Raw genomic sequence first — 18,210 nt, 5'->3', positions numbered from 1 at the left:
GGGTACGGGGTCGATCGCCCCGGCCCCAGGCCGGTCGGGAACGATCCGGCAACGGCCCGCGTCCTGGCAGGTGTACCGGGGTGTCCGGTACGGACGAGGGAACCGGGTTCCCCGGCCTCCGCCTACTCCCTGGGCCGGAGTGGTGGCCCGGCGCAGTCGTCCTTGGGGAGGAGCACATCCGTGCTCGAACAGTGCGGTAATAGAGGCAGGGCCCGTAATGTGGGTTCTGTTGGAGTGCTGGAGCTCAGTCCGTCAGAAGGGGGCGCGCGAAGCCCATGAGCGGTGTCATGAAGCGTATGGGGATGATCTTCCGCGCGAAGGCAAACAAGGCCCTTGACCGGGCCGAGGATCCGCGCGAGACCCTCGATTACTCGTACCAGAAGCAGCTCGAACTGCTTCAGAAGGTGCGCCGCGGCGTCGCCGATGTGGCGACCTCGCGCAAGCGGCTGGAGCTGCAGCTGAACCAGCTGCAGGGGCAGTCGTCCAAGCTGGAGGACCAGGGCCGCAAGGCGCTCGCGCTCGGCCGCGAGGACCTGGCCCGCGAGGCGCTGTCCCGGCGTGCCGCGCTCCAGCAGCAGGTCACCGACCTGGAGACGCAGCACACCACGCTGCAGGGCGAGGAGGAGAAGCTCACCCTCGCGGCGCAGCGGCTGCAGGCCAAGGTCGATGCCTTCCGTACGAAGAAGGAGACCATCAAGGCCACCTACACCGCCGCCCAGGCGCAGACCCGGATCGGCGAGGCCTTCTCCGGGATCTCCGAGGAGATGGGCGACGTCGGCCTGGCCATCCAGCGGGCCGAGGACAAGACCCAGCAGCTCCAGGCACGGGCCGGTGCCATCGACGAGCTGCTCGCCTCCGGCGCCCTGGACGACCCGACCGGCACGGCGAAGGACGACATCGCCGCCGAGCTGGACCGGATCTCCGGCGGTACGGACGTGGAGCTGGAGCTCCAGCGCATGAAGGCCGAGCTGGCCGGCGGCTCCACCCAGCAGCAGGCGATCGAGGGCGGCCCGCAGGACTCCGCCCAGCAGCAGTCCTCGCAGTCCCCGCACAGGTTCGACAAGAGTTGAGGCGGCGTCATGATCGTACGGATCATGGGGGAGGGCCAGGTCGCACTGGCCGACAGTCATCTCGCCGAGCTCGACGGGCTCGACGACGAACTGCTCGCCGAGATGGAGAGCGGTGACGGACCCGGATTCCGGGCCACTCTCCACGCGCTCCTGGCCAGGGTGCGCGAGCTCGGCACAGCCGTGCCGGACGACTCCCTGGAGCCGTCCGAGCTGATCCTCCCGGCGCCCGACGCGACCCTCGAAGAGGTACGCGCCATGCTCCGCGACGACGGTCTCATCCCCGGCTGACGCCGGTCCTTCCTCCAGCACCCGCACACGTCCGTGCCCCGGGTCCGGTCCGCCGGACCCGGGGCACGGACGTGTCCGCACGGTCCCGGACGCCGTCGCGCGCGCTCCTCGCGGGGCCCGTCCGCCTTCCGCGACACGCCGTGACGCACCTTGACGGCACGTCGTAACGTAGCTCGACGTGACCACCCTCGGAACCGGCGTCCTGCGCGTCCGGCACTGGCCGCGCGCCCACCCCCTCGCACTGGACGCCGCGCTGGCCCTGGCCGTACTGGTGGCCATGATCGCCGGATCGTTCACCCACCCGGTCGCGGGGGAGGGGCTCGCCTTCGCCGGCCGCACGCCCTCGGTGAGCAGCCTGCTGCTGATGGTGTGCGCGGCCGTGGCGCTCATCTGGCGGCGCCGCCGCCCCCTGGCCGTGCTCTCGGTCACCGCCGGGCTGACCGTCGTCCAGCTGGTCCGGTCCGACCCGCCCACCTCCGTGGTCGTGAGCACCGTCATCGCGCTGTACACCGTCGCCGCCCGCACCGACCGGCCCACCACCTGGCGGGTCGGCCTGCTGACGATGGCGGTGCTGACGGCGGCGGCGATGCTCTTCGGCCACGCGCCCTGGTACAGCCAGGAGAACTTCGGGGTCTTCGCCTGGACCGGCATGGCGGGCGCCGCGGGGGACGCCGTCCGCTCCAGGCGCGCCTTCATCGACGCGATCAGGGAGCGGGCCGAGCGGGCCGAGCGCAGCCGCGACGCGGAGGCCCGGCGGCGGGTCGCCGAGGAACGGCTGCGGATCGCCCGTGACCTCCACGACGTCGTCGCCCACCACATCGCCCTGGTCAACGTCCAGGCCGGGGTGGCCGCGCACGTCATGGACCGGCGCCCCGACCAGGCCAAGGAGGCGCTGGCCCACGTCCGGGAGGCCAGCCGCTCCGCGCTCGACGAACTGCGGGCCACCGTCGGGCTGCTGCGCCAGTCCGGCGACCCGGAGGCGCCGACCGAACCCGCCCCGGGGCTCGCCGTGCTCGACGGGCTGGTCGAGACGGTCCGCCGGGCCGGGCTCCCCGTCGAGGTGGTCTGCGCCGACCGGCGGCCCCCGCTGCCCGCGGCCGCCGACCTCGCCGCGTACCGGGTCATACAGGAGGCGCTGACCAACGTCCGCAAACACGCCGGACCCGGGGCGAAGGCCGAGGTGAGCGTCGTACGGGTCGGGGGAACGGCCGAGATCACCGTGATCGACAACGGCTCCGGCTCCGGTGGCGACGGCGGCGACGGCGGCGGCCACGGGCTGCTCGGGATGCGGGAACGCGTCACCGCGCTCGGCGGCACCCTCACCGCCGGGCCCCGCTACGGCGGCGGATTCCGGGTCCATGCGATCCTGCCCGTCGAGGCCCGCACCGTGGAGCCCGGGGAGCCGGGCGCGGCGGGCCGGACGGGGGAGAACGCATGACGCCGCCGATCAAGGTGCTGCTCGTCGACGACCAGGCCCTGCTGCGCAGCGCGTTCCGGGTGCTGGTCGACTCGGAGGCCGACATGGAGGTGGTCGGCGAGGCGGCGGACGGCGCGCAGGCCGTGGCCCTCGCCCGCTCGACCCGCGCCGACGTGGTGCTGATGGACATCCGGATGCCCGGTACGGACGGACTCGCCGCGACCCGCATGATCAGCGCCGACCCCGGACTCTCCGGCGTACGCGTCGTCATGCTCACCACCTTCGAGGTGGACGAGTACGTGGTGCAGTCGCTGCGGGCGGGGGCGTCCGGCTTCCTCGGCAAGGGCGCGGAGCCGGAGGAGCTGCTCAATGCCATCCGGGTCGCCGCGGGCGGCGAGGCGCTGCTCTCACCGGCCGCGACCAAGGGCCTGATCGCCACCTTCCTCGCGCAGGGCGGCAGTTCGGACGGGGACGGGCCGGGCGCGGCCGACTACTCCGAGCGGCTCGCCGCGCTCACCGGCCGGGAGCGGGAGGTACTCGTCCTGGTCGCCGGCGGCCTCTCCAACGACGAGATCGCGGAGCGGCTCGTGGTCAGCCCGCTCACCGTCAAGACCCATGTGAACAGGGCGATGGCGAAGCTCGGCGCCAGGGACCGGGCCCAATTGGTGGTAATTGCCTACGAATCCGGCCTGGTGCGCCCCAGGGTGGAGTGACGGGTGGAGAAACGGCGTACTCCACCTGCGGTATGCGGGCCTCGAGGAAGCGACCTGGGACCGACGCCCCCGCCCCCGCCCGTAGGACATCGTGTTACTGGGCCGGGTCTGTCCCCCAGCCGCCCGCCCACCTGCCGCGTACGCCACAGAAGAGAGACCCACCCATGTCCTGGCTGTCCAGATTCAGCCTCGCGCAACGGGCCCTGATCGGACTGATCTCGATCGTCGCGCTCGTGTTCGGAGCGATCGCGATACCGCAGCTCAAGCAGCAGCTGCTGCCCACCATCGAACTCCCGATGGTGTCGGTCATCGCCCCTTACCAGGGCGCGTCCCCCGATGTGGTCGAGAAGCAGGTCGTCGAGCCGCTGGAGAACTCCGTCAAGGCCGTCGACGGAGTCACCGGCATCACCTCGACCGCCAGCGAGGGCAGCGCCGTCGTCATGGCGTCCTTCGACTTCGGCAGCGAGGGCACCAAGCAGCTCGTCGCCGACATCCAGCAGGCGGTGAACCGAGCCCGCGCCCAGCTTCCCGACGACGTCGACCCGCAGGTCATCGCCGGTTCGACGGACGACCTCCCGGCCGTCGTCCTCGCCGTCACCTCCGACAAGGACCAGCAGGCGCTCGCCGACCAGCTGGACCGCACGGTCGTCCCCGCCCTGGAGGACATCAGCGGCGTCGGCCAGGTCTCGGTCGACGGTGTGCGGGACCTCCAGGTCTCCGTCACCCCCGACGACAAGAAGCTCGCCGCCGCCGGGCTGAACGCCATGACGCTCTCCCAGGCGCTCCAGGCGGGCGGCGCCACGGTCCCCGCCGGCTCCTTCTCCGAATCGGGAAAGAGCCGCACCGTCCAGGTCGGCGGAGCCTTCACCTCCCTGAAGCAGATCGAGGACCTGAGGGTCGCCGCCAAGGACCCCGCGACGGGCGCGTCCGGCAAGCCGGTCCGCGTCGGTGACGTCGCCGAGGTGAAGCAGGAGCCGTCCACCGCGGTCTCCATCACCCGTACCAACGGCAGGCCCAGCCTCGCCGTGATGGCCACGATGGACAAGGACGGCAGCGCCGTCGCCATCTCGGACGCGGTCAAGAAGAAGCTCCCCGACCTCCGCAAGGACCTCGGCGCCGGAGCCGAGCTGACCGTCGTCTCGGACCAGGGGCCCGCCGTCTCCAAGGCGATCTCCGGTCTGACCACCGAGGGCGCGCTCGGTCTGCTCTTCGCCGTCGTCGTGATCCTGGTCTTCCTCGCGTCGCTGCGCTCGACCCTGGTCACCGCGGTCTCCATCCCGCTCTCCGTGGTCCTCGCCCTGATCGTGCTCTGGACCCGCGACCTCTCGCTCAACATGCTGACGCTGGGCGCGCTGACCATCGCGATCGGACGCGTCGTCGACGACTCGATCGTCGTCCTGGAGAACATCAAGCGGCACCTCGGCTACGGCGAGGAGCGCCAGTCGGCGATCATCACCGCGGTGAAGGAAGTGGCCGGCGCGGTCACCTCCTCCACCCTCACCACGGTCGCCGTCTTCCTGCCCATCGGTCTCGTCGGCGGCATGGTCGGCGAGCTCTTCGGCTCCTTCTCCCTGACCGTCACCGCGGCCCTGCTGGCCTCCCTGCTGGTCTCGCTGACCGTGGTCCCCGTGCTCTCGTACTGGTTCCTGCGCGCCCCCCAGGGTGCCGTGGAGAACCCGGACGAGGCCCGGCGCAAGGCCGAGGAGAAGGAGGCCCGCAGCAGGCTCCAGCGGCTCTACATCCCGGTGCTGCGCTTCGCCACCCGGCGTCGCGTCACCAGTGTCGTCATCGCCGTCGTCGTGCTCCTCGGCACCTTCGGCATGGCCCCGCTGCTGAAGACCACCTTCTTCGACCAGGGCGAGCAGGAAGTCCTCTCCATCAAGCAGGAGCTGACCCCGGGCACCAGCCTGGCGGCCGCCGACGAGGCGGCCAAGAAGGTCGAGAAGGTCCTCTCCGACGACAAGGGCGTCAAGGACTACCAGGTCACCGTCGGCTCCTCCGGCTTCATGGCGGCCTTCGGCGGCGGCACCGGCGCCAACCAGGCCTCCTACCAGGTCACCCTGAAGGACTCCGGCGACTACGACGCCGCCCAGAAGCGCATCAAGGAGGCCCTGGGCAAGCTCGACGGCATCGGTGACACCACCCTCTCCGGGGGCGACGGCTTCGGCAGCCAGGACCTGAGCGTCGTGGTCAAGGCCGCCGACGCGGACGTGCTCAGGAAGGCGTCCGAGAAGGTCCGCGCCGAGGTGGCCAAGCTCAAGAACGTCTCCGACGTCCAGAGCGACCTCGCGCAGAGCGTCCCGCGGATCTCGGTCAAGGCCACGCCCAAGGCCGCGGAGGCCGGCATCGACCAGGCCACCCTCGGCGCGGCCGTCGCCGGAGCGGTGCGCGGCACCCCGTCCGGCAAGGCGATCATGGACGACACCGAGCGGGACGTCGTCATCAGGTCCGCCCACCCCGCCACCACCATGGCGGAGCTGAAGCGCCTCTCCCTCGGCCCCGTCGAGCTCGGTCAGATCGCCGACGTCGAGCTGGTCCCCGGCCCGGTCTCGATGACCCGGATCGACGGACAGCGCGCCGCGACGATCACCGCCAAGCCCCTCGGCGACGACACCGGAGCGGTCGGCACCGACCTCCAGAAGGCGATCGACGACCTGAAGCTCCCGGACGGCGCCACCGCCACCATCGGCGGCGTCACCGAGGACCAGGCCGACGCGTTCACGAAGCTGGCCCTGGCCATGCTGGCGGCGATCTCGATCGTCTTCATGCTGCTGGTCGCCACCTTCCGGTCGCTCGTCCAGCCGCTGATCCTGCTGGTCTCCATCCCGTTCGCGGCGACCGGCGCCATCGGCCTGCTCGTCGTCACCGGCACCCCGATGGGCATCGCGGCGATGATCGGCATGCTGATGCTGATCGGCATCGTGGTGACCAACGCGATCGTGCTGATCGACCTGATCAACCAGTACCGCAGGCAGGGCATGGGCGTCGTCGAAGCGGTCGTCGAGGGCGGCCGTCACCGGCTCCGCCCGATCCTGATGACCGCGCTCGCGACGATCTTCGCCCTGCTCCCGATGGCGCTCGGCGTCACCGGCGAGGGCGGCTTCATCTCGCAGCCGCTCGCCGTCGTCGTGATCGGCGGCCTGGTCACCTCGACGCTGCTCACGCTGCTCCTGGTGCCGACGCTCTACGCGATGGTGGAGCTCCGCAAGGAACGCCGCGCGAAGAAGAAGGCGGTCAAGCGGGCGAAGAAGGCGGGCCTGCCCGTCCCCGCGGAGCCGCGGGAGAACGCCTCCGAGGCCCGGGAGACCGAGCCCGCCCAGGCCTGACCCCGCACGACGAACGGGCCCCGTGCCACGCATCCGCGTGGCCCGGGGCCCGCTCCATTTCTCCGCGGCCCCCTCGCGGCCGGCCGGCGGAGCGGGGGCGTCAGGCGGTCCCGCCGAGCACCCGGACGATCCGGAGCCATGTCTCACCGTGCGGATGGGCGTACCGCCCGCTGAGCGCGAGGATCTCCCTCAGCAGCCGGGCCCGGATCAGCTCGGGTGCGCGGGGAAGGAGCGTGGCCAGATCCTCCGGCTCGACGTCGTCGACGGCCCCGGCGAGGACCATGCCCGCCTGGGCGTGGGTGAGGGAGGACAGCTTGTCGTCGAAGACCTCCCCCTCGACCGCCGCCGCGTGCATCAGCGCATTGCTGTCCCCGGCCGCCAGCGCCCTTTCCACATAGACCTGGAGGGCGTCGCGGTCCTCGACGAGCCGGTAGGCGGCGTCCAGCCCCTCGGTACGGCCGACTTCGAGAACGGCGACGTGCGCCAGCGGGGTGGACGGGGACGGCTCGGTGGTGAGCAGACGGGGGTGCTCCTGGAGGAAGGCCCGCGACTCCGCCCAGTCGGCGCACTCCACCCACTCCGCCAACTGCTCCGCGAGGATCAGCGGGTCGTACGCGGCGGTCACCCCGTGGGCGAGGACGGCCCTACGGAGTGCGGCGTGCCGCTGCGCGGTGCGGGGGTCCAGGAACGCCAGCTCTTCGAGGGCCGTCGCCGCCTCCTCGCTGCCGAGCACATCGGCGTTCTGTGACCAGGCATCGCGTGACCGGGGCCAGTCGGGCGCGAACATCCAGGAACCGACGAGGTCCAGCGTCCGAGGCGACAGGGTGAGCCAGGCGGGCGCGGAGGTGAAGGTCTCCTCCTCCCACACGGTGCGTACGGTTTCGGCGTCGCCGTGGGCGCGCAGCGCCCGCCGGGCCCGTACGGTCACCGCGTCCACGCCGTCGTCCGGGTCGGAGTCCTCGTCGAGGAAGGCCACCAGCGCCCGTAGACCGGTCAGGGCCCGGGGGCCGGGGGAGCCGAGCAGGAAGACGCTCCGCTCGACGCCGAGACGCCGGGCGGTCGGGGCGTGGACGGGGGCGAACTCCGCCACGGCCTCGTCGAATTCCCGGACCGCCGACGCGCGGTCACCGGTGCGGACGAGCGCCCGGGTCAGCTCGGTGAGAGCGGAGACCAGGGCGTTCTCGAAGTCGCCGGGGCTCTCCAGCGCCAGGGCCCGGTAGGCGGCGACCGCCTCCCTCCCCACCCGTACGGCTTCTTCGTCGTCGTCCAGCCCGAGGTGCCCGGCGAGGCCGTGGAGGGCCCGAGCCAGCTGCGGGAGGAAGGCGCCGTCCGGTTCACCGGCGAGCCCGCGCAGCAGACGGACGCCCTCCCGGGACGGGCCCAGGGCCTCCTTCCGGCTGCCCGCGTCGGCGAGGTTCTGGGCCAGGGTGCCGAGCGAGCTCGCGAGAGCGGCGCGGGAGCCGGGCCCCTCCCCGGCGGCCTCACGATGGAGCGCGACGGCTTCCTCCGCCGCCCGCGCCCCCGCCGCCGGGTCCCCCGCCTCGTCCAGATGGGCGGCCAGATGGGTGAGCGCCGTGGCCAGGTCCTGCCGGAAGACGGCCGGCTGCCGGGCGGCGAGCACGCGGCGGACGGAGACGGCTTCCCGGCCCGAGGCCAGCGCCCCGGAGATGTCGCCCAGGGACGCGCGGTGGTTGCCGAGACGGTCGAGGGCCGTCGCGAACTCCGGGAGGAAGGTGTCCGGGGCGTCGGCGGCCAGGCGCCGGTAGATCTCGGTCGCCTCCTCGGCGTGGGGCAGAGCGGGCCCCGGCTCGCCCTCGCGGATCCGGTGGCCCGCGAGGCCGCTGAGCATCGAGGCCAGGCCGGGGAGGGACTCCGTCGGCCGTTCCGCGGTCAGTTCGCGCTGGATGCGCACGGCCTCCCGCGCGAACAGCACCGCCGACGCCCGGTCTCCCGACGCGGCCGTCTTGTCGGCCAGGGAACTCAGCGACCGGGCGAGGTCCGGCCGGAAGACGTCCTGGTGCTGGATGGCGAGCCCGGCGTACAGGCGCGCCGCCTCCCGCGCCGGGGCGAGCGCGCCCTCGCGGTCCCCGGTGGCGGAGATCCGGTCCGCCAGGTTCTGCAGGGCGCCCGCCAACTGCCCCTGGAAGGCGTCCGGACGAGCCGCGACGAGATCCCGGCAGATCTCCACGGCCTCCCGCGCGGGCGCGAGGCTCCCCGTGAGATCACCGGCGTGCTCGCGGTGCACGGAGAGACCGGCCAGAGAGGCCGCCAGGGCGGGCCGCCGCACCGCCGGGTGACGCTCGGCCGCTCTCCGGCCAGCCTGGACCGCCCGCTCCGCGTGAGCGAGGGCTTCCGCATGGCTCCCCGTGGCCCCGAGGCCGTCGGCCAGCAGGGTGAGGGAGGCGGCGAGACCGCCCAGGAACTCGTCGGGGTGCGACCCGGCCAGCTCCGTGCGGATCTCCACGGCCTCCCGCGCGGGCGGTACGGAGGCCCGGTGGTCCCCGGCCGCCGCGTGAGCCGCCGCCAGGCCGTTCAGCGCGGCGGCGAGACCGGGGCGGAACGCCGCCGGAGCCCGCGCGGCCGACTGCCGGTGGAGGGCGACGGCCGCCCCGGTGAGTGCGAGCGCTCCTTCGTGGTCGCCGAGGGCGTGCAGGCGCGCGCCGAGAGCCCCGAGGTCGAGCGCCGGACCGGAGAGGGACCCGTCTGCGCCCGCTTCGGCGAGGTCCCGTCCGAGCGCCGCCGCTTCGCGCGCCGGAGCCGCCGCCGCTGCGCGGTCGCCGAGGGCGGCGTACCGCTCGGCGACGTCGACGAGCGAGCGGACCAGCGCCGCCGTGCGGGACCCCGGAGCGGCGTGCTCCAGCTCCCGGTACAGGGCGAGGGCCTCCCGCGCGTGCGCCGGCGCACCGTCCGGATCGCCCTCCGCCCCCAGCCGCTCGGAGGAGTACCGCAACGCCTGGGCCAGCACCGGTGCCGCGGCCTCCCCGACCCGACCCGCCAGCCCCCGCAGCATCCCGATCCCCGGCGCACCCGCCCGCGCCGCGTGCGAGGCCAGCCCCCGCGCCACGTACCGGTCGACCGCGCCCCAGCCGCCGTCCGCCATCCTCCGCTCGGCGTGCGCGACGAGCGCGGCCACCACCGTCTCACCGGCCCCGGCGCGGTCCGGCCCCGCGAGACAGGACGCGAACGCGCGGTGGCACAGCCGGTACACCGCCCGTCCGTCCTCCGCGTCCTCGACGACGTGGCGGCCGTACGCGGACAGCAGCCAGTCCACGTCGCTCCCGTCGTACGGCACGTCGCGGCCGCCCAGCGCCCCCGCGACCTCCTCCCAGACGCCCCCGGCGGGCATGCCGCGCCCGGCCGACCACGCCAGGGCGGTGAGCAGGTCCCGCGCGGCGGACGGCAGTTCGGTGCCGTCCGCCCGGACGCGTACCGGCCCCGCCCGCAGGTCCTCCTCGAACGCGGCCTCGACGGAATCCGGCAGCCGGGCCGCCCACCGCTCGCCGGGGGAGCCGCCCGCCCCCGCGAGCAGCGAGCCCGTCACCAGCCGCGCGAACAGGAACCCGCCGTCCATCGCCACGGCCCGCGCGGCCACCGCGTCGGCCGCCTCCCGCGCCCGCTCCGGCGGAACACCGGCCGCCGCGCACCGGCGGAACACACAGGCCCCGATGTCCTCCCGGGTCTGCGGCTCCCGCGCCAGGTCCGCCGCGGTGACATCCGCCCCGATCAGCCGGGCCAGGGCGTCCGGCAGGCTCTCGTCGCCCCGGCCGTCCTCCTCGACGCGGCCGAGGAACGCCTGTTCGCGGGAGCCGAGCAGCACCCGGCCGGTGCGGCTCAGCGGGAGGACCAGCTCGTCGATCATGGTGCGCAGGTGCTCGGCCGGTACCTCGTCCAGGCCGTCGAGCACCAGCACCGGCTGCGGGGACAGCCCGCGCAACTCGCCCCGGAAGCCGTCCACGCTGCGGGGCTCCGGCAGTCCGAGCTGCCGGGCCAGCTCCGCGGCCGCCCGGAGCGGTCCCGGACCCCGCAGGTGCACGGAGGCCAGGGAACGGCCGGGGCGGGGGCCCGGATCCGGGTCGTCCTCGCGCAGGCCCCCGTGCGCCTCGGCCTCCTGCCGCCGCACGGGATCGGTGAGCGCCGCGATCCGGCCCAGCACGGCCGACTTGCCGCAGCCCGCCGGGCCGGTCACCAGGAAGAGGCCGGGACCGCCCGCCTCCAGCCACGCGACGATCCGGCCCAGCACCTCCTTCCGGCCCGTGAAGAACCAGCCCTCCTCCTGGTACCCGGCCGGGGTCCCCGCGTCGGCGTGCTCCTCGCCCGCCACGCACAGCGCCGTGCCCACCGGCTCGCGCCCCTCGTCGCCCGCCGTGCCCGTCTCACTCGTCATCGCCCGCCCCGCTCTCCCGTACTCGCACCAGCGCGGTCATCACGAGATGGCCCGCGTTCCCCGTACCCGCCCGCACCCGGTGCGGTCCCGCCGGACAGCGGCCCCCGCCCAGGCCGTCCCGCGTCCGCACCGCGGCGTTCCCGGCCACCCGGCCGTGGCCCGGTATGCCCAGCGGGGCCGTGGCCCGCGGTCCGCCGACCGCGCCGTACCCGGCCCCCGCGAGCGCCTCGTGGAAGCGGGCGGCGTCCTGGAGCGGCGTCGGCTCCTCGCCGGACCGGCCGCATGTACGGATGCCCGGGACGACGGCCACCGGGCCGTCCACCGGGCTGCGAGATGTCATATGGAGTCGTACCCCCGTGAAATGTGCGCTGCGGTGAGTAGCAGCGTAATTACGGTACGGAGGTCCCGAGTGGCGTACGGAGAAAATCGGCCGCCGTCGCGCGCCTGTGCGAAAGGCCCCGGAGAAACGCCCGAAGGCGCCCCGGGGCCCTGCGTGTTCGCCGCTACGGCAGTGCCAGCATCCGCTCCAGCGCGAGCTTCGCGTACTTCTCCGTCTCCGGGTCGACCTCGATCCGGTTGACCAGGTTGCCCTCGGCCAGCGACTCCAGCGTCCACACCAGGTGCGGCAGGTCGATCCGGTTCATCGTCGAGCAGAAGCAGACCGTCTTGTCGAGGAAGACGATCTCCTTGTCCTCGGCCGCGAACCGGTTCGCCAGACGGCGCACCAGGTTCAGCTCGGTGCCGATCGCCCACTTCGAGCCGGCCGGGGCCGCCTCCAGGGCCTTGATGATGTACTCCGTCGAGCCGACGTGGTCCGCCGCCGCCACGACCTCGTGCTTGCACTCGGGGTGCACCAGCACCTGGACGCCGGGTATGCGCGCGCGCACGTCCTCGACGGACTCCACCGAGAAGCGGCCGTGCACCGAGCAGTGCCCGCGCCACAGGATCATCTTCGCGTCGCGCAGCTCCTCGGCGGTCAGTCCGCCGTTCGGCTTGTGCGGGTTGTAGACGACGCAGTCCTCCAGGGACATCCCCAGGTCCCGGACCGCGGTGTTCCGGCCCAGGTGCTGGTCGGGCAGGAAGAGGATCTTCTCGCCCTGCTCGAAGGCCCACTCCAGCGCCCGCTTCGCGTTGGACGAGGTGCAGATCGTGCCGCCGTGCCGGCCGGTGAAGGCCTTGATGTCGGCGGAGGAGTTCATGTACGAGACGGGGACGACGCGGTCGGCGACCCCGGCCTCGGTCAGCACGTCCCAGCACTCGGCGACCTGCTCGGCGGTGGCCATGTCGGCCATCGAGCAGCCGGCCGCCAGGTCCGGCAGCACGACCTTCTGGTCCTCGCCGGTCAGGATGTCCGCGGACTCGGCCATGAAGTGCACACCGCAGAAGACGATGTACTCGGCCTCCGGCCGCGCCGCCGCGTCCCGGGCGAGCTTGAACGAGTCGCCGGTGACGTCGGCGAACTGGATGACCTCGTCGCGCTGGTAGTGGTGGCCGAGGACGAACACCTTGTCCCCGAGCTTCGCCTTGGCCGCACGGGCACGCTCCACCAGGTCCGGGTCGGACGGGGATGGCAGGTCGCCGGGGCACTCGACGCCGCGCTCGCTCCTCGGGTCGGCCTCACGGCCGAGCAGGAGCAGGGCGAGGGGCGTCGGCTGGACGTCGAGATCCTGGACGGGGTGGGCCGTGGTCACGTCACGCACCCTTTCTTCTCTGCTGGAAGCCTCTGCGAAGAGCTTCCGCGAAGCCTTTTCGTCTAATTGACGCTATCTATCATAACCGGTTCACGTCACTTTGACGATGGCCATAGTGTCGATGTGACGCATCCCCCCGGCCGACCGGTGTGCGAGCATGAATGGAACAGGCAAGCGCTCGGCCCGGAATGAATCCGCGGTCCCGACGGTTGCAACGTCGGCAAGCAGTCTCCGTACAACCCGGGAGAGAAGCAGATGTCCGTATCGGACGAGACCACCACCGTGAGCGACGGCATCCTCCTGTCCGACGCCGCCGCAGCCAAGGTCAAGGGCCTGCTGGAGCAGGAAGGCCGCGACGACCTGGCGCTGCGCGTCGCCGTCCAGCCCGGCGGCTGCTCGGGCCTGCGCTACCAGCTCTTCTTCGACGAGCGCTCGCTCGACGGTGACGTCGTCAAGGACTTCGACGGCGTCAAGGTCGTCACCGACCGGATGAGCGCCCCGTACCTGGGCGGCGCCTCCATCGACTTCGTCGACACCATCGAGAAGCAGGGCTTCACGATCGACAACCCCAACGCCACCGGCTCCTGCGCCTGCGGCGACTCCTTCAGCTGAGCCCTGAGGGCGGCGCGCACCGCGCCGGAACGGCACAACGGCGGCGGCCCGGATCCCGGGACCGCCGCCGTCGTCATGTGTCCGGGGCCCCGTTCCGGCGGCCCCGGGGCCCGGCGCTCAGCCGCGGGGCACCTCACGGCCCGAGACCGCGTCGACCACCGTCCGGTCGCCGAGCGGCGCGTCGAGCGTCACCGTCCGCGTCAGCTCCTTGGCGACCATGATGCAGGCCGTCTTCCCGGACTGCTTCGCCTCCGTCACCTTCACGGTCACCCGGTCCCCGTCCTCGGTCGCGCCCGCGGTGTACGTGCTGCACGCCCCGCCCCAGAACGTCACCGACAGGGTCCGCCCGTCCGTGCTGTACGACAGCGGCTGCCGGGACCCCCGCGCGTCCCCCGGGTGAGTCGGCGCCGACGTGGGGGCGGTCGTCGAGGGCGCGTCCTTCGCCAGGTACGAGGGGGCCACGGCGACCTGTGTCACCGTGCTGCCCCGTCCGCCCGCGGCCGGCCGCACCGAGAAGAGCCAGGACGGCACGAGCGTCCGCTCGCCCGCCACGTACTGCGAGGCCAGGCCGAACACCGCCTTGTCGACCGTCACGGTCGTCGTCGTCCGCTCCGTCCCGGTCCGCGTCCCGCAGTGCGCCTTCGGCGATTTCGGTGCCCCGCCCAGCGGCACGGGGTCGGCGCATCCGCCGATGTCCACGCGCGCGTCCTTGCGGGACGCCGTCCCGTTCAGCTGCTCCAGCGCCTCGGCCGCGCCGATCACCGGATAGCTGTCGGCCTTCACCGGGCCCTTCAACTGCCCGCTGCCGCCGACCACTTCACCGTCCGGACCCACCTGGATCCCGGTCGACCAGCCGTAGGTGGGAAGGCCGCCCACCTCGGGGTCGGCGTTCACCACCCGTACCGGGCCCATGAGCTGGCGGGTGTCGAGCGCGGCGTCGCCCTGGCCGACGGCCTTCAGGACCGGGGCCGCGGCGGCCCGTGCGGCGCTCTCGTCCACCGGGGTGCCTCCGGACTGCTGCCGCCCGCCCGGACAGCTCGCCTTCTTCCCGCAGTCGTCCGAACCGCCGGAGCCGTACCGGGCGAAGGTCCAGGTGCCCGGGGCCCGCTTCTCCACCCGCAGGAACGGGCCCGAACCGTCGCCGTCCGAGCCCACCTTCCAGTACGTGGCCTCCGCACGCGGCGTGCCCGGGAGGCCGAGCGCCTTCGCCAGCCGGGCCACCTCGGCGGCCTGGACGGTCCCGCGTGCGCGGTGCACGGCGGCCGTGCCCGGCCCCTCGGGGAGCTTGCCCGCGGCCCGGTAGACCACCCGGCCGCCGTTCGGGTCGGGCTCGCCCGGCGCGATGCCCCGCGCGGGCGCACCCGGAGTCGAGGGGGCGTCCGGCTGCCCGTCCAGGGCCAGCGGGGGAGGGGTGCGCCGCCCGCCGTCGGCCGCGCTGCCGGAGCCGCCGTCGCCGTCGGCCGCGGTCGCCGCCCAGTACGCGCCGCCGCCACCGGCCAGCAGTACCGCTGCCGCCACCGAGGCCACGGCGAGCGGCGAACGCCGCCGGGGACCGGTCACGTCGTTGTCGGGTCGTTCGGTGCTCACCGGATCGCTCCTTCGCCTGCAGGGCCGTCGCGTGCCGCCGTCCGGCCTGTCGTCCGCCCCCGGGACCGGGGACGACGATGGGACGGGACAGCGGCGCGCCCGGTTCCCGAGCGGCGCCGCGGGAGCGATGCGTACCGGTCTTCGGCGCCCCTCAGTCGCCGTAGTCGGACATGGCGTCGATCAGCCGGGCGGAGGCGGCCGGCACGGTGATCCCGTGGATCCGGGACGGCGCGACCGGAGCGGGGGCCGACTTCGCGGGGACCACCCAGTGAGGAGCCATCCGCGCGCAGTCACCGCGCAGCTCGGCCAGGCTGATCTCGGACTCGCGTGGGGCGATGTGGTTCGACATATCGGCACCGTAGACATCACAGGAGGAAGGAAGAAAGCCCTACTATCGGGTAGTTTCCACCCTTGGGCCGGGCAGCGGCAACCGGTAGCGTGAACTGTCATGCCGCCCCGGGAACACCGTCACCCGTTCCCCCCGATCTCCGCAGGAGAAGTCTCCCCGTGCGAATCGCAGTCACCGGCTCCATCGCCACCGACCACCTCATGACCTTCCCCGGCCGTTTCGCCGACCAGCTGGTCGCGGATCAGCTGCACACGGTCTCGCTCTCCTTCCTGGTCGACAACCTCGACGTGCGCCGGGGCGGTGTCGCCGCCAACATCTGCTTCGGCATGGGCCTGCTGGGCACCGAGCCGATCCTGGTCGGCGCCGCGGGCTCCGACTTCGACGAGTACCGCGCCTGGCTCGACCGCCACGGCGTCGACACCGGCTCGGTCCGGATCTCCGAGGTCCTGCACACCGCCCGCTTCGTCTGCACCACGGACTCCGACCACAACCAGATCGGCTCCTTCTACACCGGCGCGATGAGCGAGGCCCGGCTCATCGAGCTGAAGGCCGTCGCCGACCGCGTCGGCGGACTCGACCTGGTCTCCATCGGCGCCGACGACCCCGAGGGGATGCTCCGCCACACCGAGGAGTGCCGCACCCGGGGCATCCCGTTCGCCGCCGACTTCTCGCAGCAGATCGCGCGGATGGACGGCGACGAGATCCGGATCCTCCTCGACGGCGCCACGTACCTCTTCTCCAACGAGTACGAGAAGGGGCTCATCGAGTCCAAGACCGGCTGGACCGACGAGGAGATCCTGGGCAGGGTCGGCCACCGGGTCACCACCCTCGGCGCCCGCGGCGTCCGCATCGAGCGCGCGGGCCAGGAGCCGATCGAGGTCGGCTGCCCCGAGGAGGAGATCAAGGCCGACCCGACCGGCGTCGGCGACGCCTTCCGGGCCGGTTTCCTCTCCGGTCTCGCCTGGGGCGTCGGCCTGGAGCGCGCCGCCCAGGTCGGCTGCATGCTGGCCACCCTGGTCATCGAGACGGTCGGCACCCAGGAGTACACCCTGCACCGCAACCACTTCATGGACCGCTTCACCAAGGCGTACGGCCACGAGGCCGCCACCGAGGTGCGCGTCCACCTCGGGTAGTCAGGACAGCCGGCGGACCACATGGGCCGAGCCGCGGTCCGCCGGCTCCTCACCCACGTACTCCTGCTCGCGCATCGCGCACCAGGCCGGGATGTCCAGCCGGGCCGCCTCGTCGTCGGAGAGCACGGTCACCGTCCCGCCCACCGGCACCTCGCCGATCACCTTCGCGAGCTCGATCACCGGGATCGGGCAGCGCCTCCCGAGCGCGTCGACCACCAGGGACGCGGCCGGAGCGGTCTCCCGGGGCGGGGGAGCGGGCGCGTCCAGCCGCTGCCGCACCTCAGCCACCACCCGGGGCAGCACCTCCAGGAACCGGTCGACGTCCGCCTCGGCGGTGCCGTTCGGCAGCGACACCCGCACGTTCCCCTCCGACAGCACCCCCATGGCCCGGAGCACATGGCTCGGGGTCAGCGTGCTGCTGGTGCAGGAGGAGCCGGACGAGACGGAGAACCCGGCCCGGTCCAGCTCGTGGAGCAGGGTCTCCCCGTCGACATAGAGACAGGAGAAGGTGACCAGGTGCGGCAGCCGCCGCACCGGATCGCCGACCACCTCCACATCGGGCACCAGCTGCGGCACCGCGGCCCTGATGCGGTCCACCAGGGCCCGCAGCCGTACGGACTCGGCCGCGGCCTCGGCCCGCACCGCCCGCAGCGAGGCCGCCGCGGCGACGACGGCCGGAATGTTCTCGAACCCCGCCGACCGCCCCGACTCCCGCTCGTCGGCGGGGCCCTGGGCCGCGAACCGCACCCCCTTGCGCACCGCCAGCAGCCCGACACCCGAGGGGCCGCCCCACTTGTGGGCGCTGCCCGCCAGCAGCGACCAGCCCTCCGGCACCGGCTCCCGGCCCAGCGACTGCGCCGCGTCCACCAGCAGCGGCACCCCCGCCGCCCGGCAGAGCTCGGCGACGGCGGCCACCGGCTGCTCGGTACCGACCTCGTGGTTGGCGGACTGGAGACAGGCCAGCGCGGTGTCCGCGCGCAGCAGCTCCGCGTACGCCGCCGGGCTCACCGCCCCCGACCGGTCGACCGGGACCTCGGAGACCGTTCCGCCCGCCGCCTCGTGGGCGGCCGCCGAATGGAGCACCGAGGAGTGTTCGACCGAGGAGACGACCAGATGGCGGCCGACACGCCGACGTCCCGCGAGGGCTCCGGAAATTCCGGAGTGCACCGCCCGGGTACCCGAAGGAGTGAATGTGAGCTCGTCCGGGCGGCAGCCGACGGCCTCGGCGGCGGCCTCGCGGGCGGCGTCCAGCAGCAGCCGGGCCCGGCGGCCCTCGCGGTACAGCCTGGCCGGGTCGGCCCAGCCCTCGTCCAGCGCGGCAAGCAGCGCCTGACGTGCGACGGGGTGCAGGGGGGCGGCGGAAGCGGTGTCGAAGTAGGGCACCCGGCCACGCTAGCCCGAGCCGGGCCGGGGCCCGGGGACGGGCCCGTGACCGGGGCAGGAGAGGGGGCGTCAGATGGCGGCCGGAGGCCCGTATTCCACCCCTTCGGGGAGTCGGACGGCGCGTTGGGCACCCTCCCCGCGCGACCCCAAATAGCGTCCAGTAGGGTTTGGTCCGCATAAACATCCAAACCCCTGCCCGCGTCAGGGCGGCGACCGACCAGAAAGACGGCCGCGCCGACCGCGCGGGCGAGACTCTC

The 18,210-nt window shown here is 73.4% G+C and carries 13 protein-coding genes; 7 read left to right on the top strand and 6 right to left on the bottom strand.

Annotated features, from left to right (window positions below):
• Positions 1-287 precede the first annotated feature (287 nt).
• The 5 genes from ACFVFH_RS01835 to ACFVFH_RS01815 all read left to right on the top strand — a co-directional run bounded on the left by ACFVFH_RS01835 (position 288) and on the right by ACFVFH_RS01815 (position 6,814).
• On the top strand, positions 288-1,070 hold the full coding sequence (locus ACFVFH_RS01835) for a PspA/IM30 family protein (RefSeq protein ID WP_383761964.1): 783 nt from the start codon (positions 288-290) through the stop codon (positions 1,068-1,070).
• A gap of 9 nt (positions 1,071-1,079) precedes the next feature.
• Positions 1,080-1,358, top strand: coding sequence for a hypothetical protein (locus tag ACFVFH_RS01830; RefSeq protein WP_383761961.1), 279 nt, complete (start codon positions 1,080-1,082; stop codon positions 1,356-1,358).
• 178 nt (positions 1,359-1,536) lie between these two features.
• Positions 1,537-2,796 carry a sensor histidine kinase gene (locus ACFVFH_RS01825; RefSeq protein WP_383761958.1) on the top strand — a complete coding sequence of 420 codons (1,260 nt, stop codon included), beginning with the start codon at positions 1,537-1,539 and terminating at the stop codon, positions 2,794-2,796.
• Positions 2,793-3,488 carry a response regulator gene (locus ACFVFH_RS01820; protein WP_383761955.1) on the top strand — a complete coding sequence of 232 codons (696 nt, stop codon included), beginning with the start codon at positions 2,793-2,795 and terminating at the stop codon, positions 3,486-3,488. The genes ACFVFH_RS01825 and ACFVFH_RS01820 overlap by 4 nt, the downstream gene beginning before the upstream one ends.
• A 164-nt stretch (positions 3,489-3,652) precedes the next feature.
• Positions 3,653-6,814 carry an efflux RND transporter permease subunit gene (locus tag ACFVFH_RS01815; protein WP_383761952.1) on the top strand — a complete coding sequence of 1,054 codons (3,162 nt, stop codon included), beginning with the start codon at positions 3,653-3,655 and terminating at the stop codon, positions 6,812-6,814.
• A 100-nt stretch (positions 6,815-6,914) separates the two neighbouring features.
• Here the strand turns inward: ACFVFH_RS01815 and ACFVFH_RS01810 are convergent, their stop codons facing one another.
• The 3 genes from ACFVFH_RS01810 to nadA all read right to left on the bottom strand — a co-directional run bounded on the left by ACFVFH_RS01810 (position 6,915) and on the right by nadA (position 12,898).
• On the bottom strand, positions 6,915-11,198 hold the full coding sequence (locus tag ACFVFH_RS01810) for a tetratricopeptide repeat protein (RefSeq protein WP_383761950.1): 4,284 nt from the start codon (positions 11,196-11,198) through the stop codon (positions 6,915-6,917).
• Complete coding sequence (locus ACFVFH_RS01805; protein WP_383761947.1) at positions 11,188-11,538, bottom strand: hypothetical protein; 351 nt, start codon at positions 11,536-11,538, stop codon at positions 11,188-11,190. Before ACFVFH_RS01805 ends, ACFVFH_RS01810 begins: the two co-directional genes overlap by 11 nt.
• 163 nt (positions 11,539-11,701) lie before the next feature.
• Positions 11,702-12,898, bottom strand: coding sequence for a quinolinate synthase NadA (gene nadA / locus ACFVFH_RS01800; RefSeq protein WP_383761944.1), 1,197 nt, complete (start codon positions 12,896-12,898; stop codon positions 11,702-11,704).
• A 246-nt stretch (positions 12,899-13,144) separates the two neighbouring features.
• On the opposite strand from nadA, the gene ACFVFH_RS01795 reads away from it, so the two are divergent.
• Entirely contained in the window at positions 13,145-13,501 is a 357-nt protein-coding gene (locus ACFVFH_RS01795) for an iron-sulfur cluster assembly accessory protein (RefSeq protein WP_030933606.1), read from the top strand.
• A gap of 117 nt (positions 13,502-13,618) precedes the next feature.
• Here ACFVFH_RS01795 and ACFVFH_RS01790 read toward each other — a convergent pair whose 3' ends face one another.
• Together ACFVFH_RS01790 and ACFVFH_RS01785 are read right to left on the bottom strand one after the other, a co-directional pair.
• Positions 13,619-15,088 (bottom strand): hypothetical protein, encoded by a 1,470-nt coding sequence (locus ACFVFH_RS01790; RefSeq protein ID WP_383761942.1) that lies wholly within the window; start codon positions 15,086-15,088, stop codon positions 13,619-13,621.
• A 151-nt stretch (positions 15,089-15,239) separates the two neighbouring features.
• Positions 15,240-15,437, bottom strand: coding sequence for a hypothetical protein (locus ACFVFH_RS01785; RefSeq protein ID WP_383761940.1), 198 nt, complete (start codon positions 15,435-15,437; stop codon positions 15,240-15,242).
• Between the two features lie 158 nt (positions 15,438-15,595).
• Between ACFVFH_RS01785 and ACFVFH_RS01780 the strand changes: the two genes are divergently transcribed.
• Entirely contained in the window at positions 15,596-16,570 is a 975-nt protein-coding gene (locus ACFVFH_RS01780) for a carbohydrate kinase family protein (RefSeq protein WP_383761937.1), read from the top strand.
• Here the strand turns inward: ACFVFH_RS01780 and ACFVFH_RS01775 are convergent, their stop codons facing one another.
• Positions 16,571-17,953 (bottom strand): cysteine desulfurase/sulfurtransferase TusA family protein, encoded by a 1,383-nt coding sequence (locus ACFVFH_RS01775; RefSeq protein WP_383761935.1) that lies wholly within the window; start codon positions 17,951-17,953, stop codon positions 16,571-16,573.
• Between the last annotated feature and the right edge of the window lie 257 nt (positions 17,954-18,210).

This window comes from Streptomyces sp. NPDC057697 (assembly GCF_042799335.1).
Classification (GTDB): Bacteria; Actinomycetota; Actinomycetes; order Streptomycetales; family Streptomycetaceae; genus Streptomyces.
The sequence above is the reverse complement of the archived record's forward strand: the minus strand, read 5'-3'. Positions and strand labels throughout refer to the sequence as shown.